The following is a 4,748-nucleotide window of genomic DNA, read 5'->3' as shown; positions in this document are numbered from 1 at the left end:
CGCGAGGTGACGGCCTTCTCGCGGGTGAAGAACTCGACGCCCTGCGGTCCGTAGGCCTTGGCGTCACCGAAGAGGGACGCCTTCCAGCCTCCGAACGAGTGATAGGCGACGGGCACCGGGATCGGGACGTTGATGCCGACCATCCCGACCTCGACCTCCCGCTGGAACCGTCGGGCCGCGCCGCCGTCGTTGGTGAAGATGGCGGTGCCGTTGCCGTAGGGCCCGGCGTTGATCAACGCCACCCCGTCGGCGTACGACGCCACCCGCACCACGGACAGGACCGGCCCGAAGATCTCGTCGGTGTAGACGGTGGAGGTCGTCGGCACCTTGTCGATCAGCGTGGGGCCGAGCCAGAACCCCTCGGCCGCACCGTCGATCTCGACCTCGCGCCCATCGACGACGACCGTGGCGCCGTCGGTCGCGGCGACGTCGAGGTAGCCCGCCACCTTGTCGCGGTGCTCACGGGTGATGAGCGGGCCCATGTCGCAGGAGCGGCGGCCGTCACCGATGACGAGCTTGCCCATCCGGTCGCTGATCCGGCTGATCAGGTCGTCGGCGATCGGCTCGACGGCGACCACGACGGAGATGGCCATGCAGCGCTCACCGGCCGAGCCGAAACCGGCGTTGACCGCGGAGTCCGCGACCAGGTCGAGGTCGGCGTCGGGCAGCACCAGCATGTGGTTCTTCGCACCGCCGAGCGCCTGCACCCGCTTGCCGTGGGAGGTCGCGGTCTCGTAGACGTAGCGCGCGATCGGGGTCGACCCGACGAACGAGATCGATGCGACGTCGGGGTGGGTGAGCAGCGCGTCCACGGCCTCCTTGTCGCCGTGCACGATGTTGAAGACACCGTCGGGAAGGCCCGCTTCCTTGAGCAGTCCGGCCATCCAGTTCGCGACGCTCGGGTCCTTCTCGCTCGGCTTCAGGACGACCGTGTTGCCCGTCGCGATCGCGATCGGGAAGAACCACAGCGGCACCATCGCCGGGAAGTTGAACGGGCTGATGATGCCGACGACGCCGAGGGGTTCCTTGAGCGAGTACACGTCGACATCCGTCGAGACGTTCTGCGAGAACGCGCCCTTGGCCAGCTGCGGCATCGCGCACGCGAACTCGACGACCTCGAGGCCGCGGGCCACCTCGCCCGCGGCGTCCGACAGCACCTTGCCGTGCTCGGAGGTCAGGATCGCGGCGAGCTCGTCCTTGCGGGCGTTGAGCAGCTCACGGAAGCCGAACATCACCTGCTGGCGGCGCGTGATCGACGCCTGCCCCCAGGTCGCGAACGCCTCCTTCGCCACGGCGACCGCATGGGCGACGTCCTCGGCGCTGCCGTAGCGGACATGCTTGGAGACCTGGCCCAGGGCCGGGTCGAACACCTCCCCCGTGCGGGGCGAGACGCCGGCGTCGGGTCCTCCGGCGATCCAGTGGTCGAGAACAGGCAGGGTCGGGTCGATGGCAGTCATCGTGTTCAGAGCTCCTCGTCGAGCAGGGTGAGTACGGCGTCGTACGCCGCCAGGGCCTCGGCCACCTCGTCGGCGGTCACGACACAGGGCGGTACGACATGGATGCGGTTGTCGGCAATGAAGGGGATCAGGCCGCGCTCGAGCAGTGCGGTCTTCGCCCGCCCCACCAGTGCGGGGGGCAGCGGTGCGCGGGTGGCCCGGTCGGCCACGAGCTCGACGGCCCAGAAGACTCCGGTGCCACGGACCTCCCCGACGACCGGGTGCTTCTCGGCCAGGAGGGCGAGACCGGGTCCGATCGACTCCGACCCGATCTTCCTGGCGTGGTCGACGATGCCTTCGTCCTGCATGGCATCGATCGACGCGACGATGGACGCGGCCGCGAGGGGGTGGCCGCTGTAGGTGAGTCCGCCCGGGAAGACCCGGTCGTCGAAGGTCTTCGCGATCGGGTCACTGATGACCACGCCGCCGACCGGCACGTAGCCGGAGTTGACCCCCTTGGCGAACACGATCAGGTCCGGCGTGACGTCGTGGGCGTCGAACGCGAACCACTCCCCGGTCCGCCCGAAGCCGGCCATCACCTCGTCGAGGATCAGGACGATGCCGTGCTGGTCGGCGAGCGCGCGCACGCCGGCGAGGTAGCCCGGCGGCGGCACGAGCACGCCCGCCGTACCCGGCACGGTCTCCAGGAGGATCGCGGCCACGTCGCCGGGGCCCTCGCACTCGATCACCCGACGCAGGTGCTGCAGTGCGCGCTCAGCCTCCTCCTCCGGCGTCGTGGACCAGAACTCCGAGCGGTAGAGGTACGGACCGAACACGTGGACGTGACCTCGGGCGTACTCGTTGGGCAGCCGCCGCCAGTCCCCCGTCGAGACGACCGCCGCGCCGGTGTTGCCGTGATAGGAGCGGTACGTCGACACGACCTTGTCGCGCCCGGTGTGGAGCCGGGCCATTCGGATGGCGTTCTCGTTGGCGTCCGCGCCGCCGTTGGTGAAGAACACCTTGTTGAACCCGTCGGGCGCGTGCGCCGTGATCCGGCGCGCCGCCTCCCCCCGGGCCAGGTTGGCGGTCGCCGGTCCGATCGTGGCCAGGGTGGCCGCCTGCTCCTGGATCGCGGCCACCACGCGCGGGTGCTGGTGCCCGATGTTGACGTTGACCAGCTGGCTGGCGAAGTCGAGGTAGGAACGACCGGAGTGGTCCCAGACCCGGGAACCGAGACCCCCCGCGACGACAAGCGGCGCGAGCGCGGCCTGCGCGCTCCACGAGTGGAAGACGTGCTCCCGATCGAGCTCCGTCGTGAGGGTGTCTCGGTCCTGGGACATGGCTACTTGCCGCCTTCCTTGAGCTCCACGTCGATCGGCTTGAAGCCCGCGCCCTTCGTGTCCACACCGTCCGCCTCGAGCTCGGCGAGTGCCTTCTCGACGTACTCGTTGGTGTGCGACGAGGCCGGCGGCTCCTTGCTGATGATCGACGCGCCCGTCTCGTTCTTCGTGTTGAGCGCGATGTCGACGGTCTGCTTCCAGGCAGCGTCGTCGATGATCCCGACACCGTTGGTGGAGGGCCACAGGAGCTTGTTGACCTCGTTCGTCATCCAGAGCTGGTGGCTGGTGCCGAGCTCGGACCCGGACTCCGCCACGATCCGCGCGCCGTCCTCGGGGTTGTCGCGGACGAACGCCCAGCCCTTGATGGATGCCTTGATGAAGGCAACGGTCTGCTCCTCGTAGGCGGCGTCGGAGAGCTTCTCCGTCTGGGCCCAGATCGCGTCCTGGAGCATGGCCGAACCGACGTCGTTCCAGTCGATGACGTTGAGGTCCTCGGGGGTGTAGAGCTTGCCCGTGTCCGGGTTCACGGTCTCCAGCACCTGCGCGTACTCGTTGTAGGTCATCGCCTGGGCGGCATCGATGTCGCCGGCGAGGAAGGCGTTCATGTCGAACGCCTGCTGGACCAGGTTGATGTCACCGACGCCGACTCCGGCCTCCTGCATGCCGGCGAAGAGCTCCCACTCGTTGCCGAACCCCCAGCTGCCGACCGCCTTGCCCTTGAGGTCCGCGGGCTTGGTGATGCCCTTGTCCTTGAAGGAGATCTGGGTGGTCGCGCTGCGCTCGAAGATCTGGGCGACGTTGGTGATCTTCGCGCCCTGCTCGATCGAACCGAGCACCTTCGGGACCCACGAGATCGCGTAGTCGACGTCGCCGGAGGCGAGCACGTCCTGCGGGACGATGTCGACGCCACCCTCGACGATCTTCACGTCGAGGCCTTCGTCGACGTAGTAGCACTCCGCGACCGCGGCGTAGTACCCCGCGAACTGGGCCTGCGAGACCCACTGGAGCTGCAACGACACCTCGTCCAGCTTCCCCGCGTCCCGCGCCTCCTGGGTGCGCTCCGCGCAGTCCTTGTTGGCCGCGACGTCGACCTCCGAGGAGTTCTTCCCGTCGTCGCTCCCACATCCGGACGTGATCAGTGCGAGGACGGCAGCGGCGGCGCCCAGTTTCAGTGTTGTCTTCATTGGATCTCCTGTTTCCTCAGGGGGTTCGGTGGTGCCGTGAGAACCACAGCTCGACGAGCAGGGTGACGACGTAGAACAACAGCCCGAGCACGATGGCGCCGGAGACGTAGGCCCAGGCGAGTGGATAGTTGCTGCTGGCGGCCGACGACGTGATCGACTTGCCGAGGCCGCCGATCGGGCCGCCGAAGTACTCCGCGATCAGGGCAGCGATCACGGCCAGCGACGAGGCGACCCGCAGCCCGGTGAAGACGTACGGCGTCGCGGTCGGCAACGTGACGCTGCGGATCACCTGGAACGGCCCCGCGGCGTAGGCGGTCATCAGGTCGCGGTGCACGGCGCGCACCTGGCGCAGTCCGCGAAGGGTGTTCAGGTAGACCGGGATCGAGACCGACAGCCCCGCCACGATGATCCGGCCGGTGTCGACGGCCGCGCCGTACATCGAGTAGAGCACCGGCGCCAGCGCGACGATCGGGATCACCGCGAGCGCGGCGACCACGGGTGCTGCCATCTGGTCGAGGAACCGGAAGGTGCCGGCCAGCATCGCCCCCGCGACACCGATCAGCGCACCGGCCACCGTCCCGATCAGGGCGTTGCGACCGGTGACGCCGGCGCCCTTGACGATGCTGTCGAAGTTCGCGGTGACCTGGTCCCAGATCGCGCTGGGTGCCGGCAGGACGAAGGGCTCGATCTCGTGGGAGTCGACCAGCCACTCCCACGCGGCGATCGCCAGGACGCCGACCACCAGCGGTGCCAGCACCGTGCTCCACCGCACCTCGGCGATGGGCAGC

Annotated in this window: 4 protein-coding genes; all 4 read right to left on the bottom strand. The window is 68.8% G+C overall.

Annotated elements, in window-relative coordinates:
* Window positions 1-1,457, bottom strand: a 1,457-nt coding sequence (locus ACOADB_RS18295) for a CoA-acylating methylmalonate-semialdehyde dehydrogenase (RefSeq protein ID WP_378601591.1), incomplete at its 3' end; no start/stop codon positions are given.
* Window positions 1,458-1,462: 5 nt separating this feature from the next.
* Window positions 1,463-2,776: an aspartate aminotransferase family protein gene (locus ACOADB_RS18290; RefSeq protein WP_378601589.1), complete on the bottom strand. Its 1,314-nt coding sequence runs from the start codon at window positions 2,774-2,776 to the stop codon at window positions 1,463-1,465.
* 2 nt (window positions 2,777-2,778) lie between these two features.
* Window positions 2,779-3,960 (bottom strand): ABC transporter substrate-binding protein, encoded by a 1,182-nt coding sequence (locus tag ACOADB_RS18285; RefSeq protein WP_378601588.1) that lies wholly within the window; start codon window positions 3,958-3,960, stop codon window positions 2,779-2,781.
* Between the two features lie 16 nt (window positions 3,961-3,976).
* Window positions 3,977-4,748, bottom strand: a 772-nt coding sequence (locus tag ACOADB_RS18280; protein ID WP_378601586.1) for an ABC transporter permease, incomplete at its 5' end; no start/stop codon positions are given.

It is taken from the genome of Nocardioides sp. CPCC 206348 (assembly GCF_048654705.1).
In the GTDB taxonomy this organism is placed as follows: Bacteria; Actinomycetota; Actinomycetes; order Propionibacteriales; family Nocardioidaceae; genus Nocardioides.
Note: the sequence above shows the minus strand (reverse complement) of the source record. Positions and strands in the feature narration are given on the sequence as shown.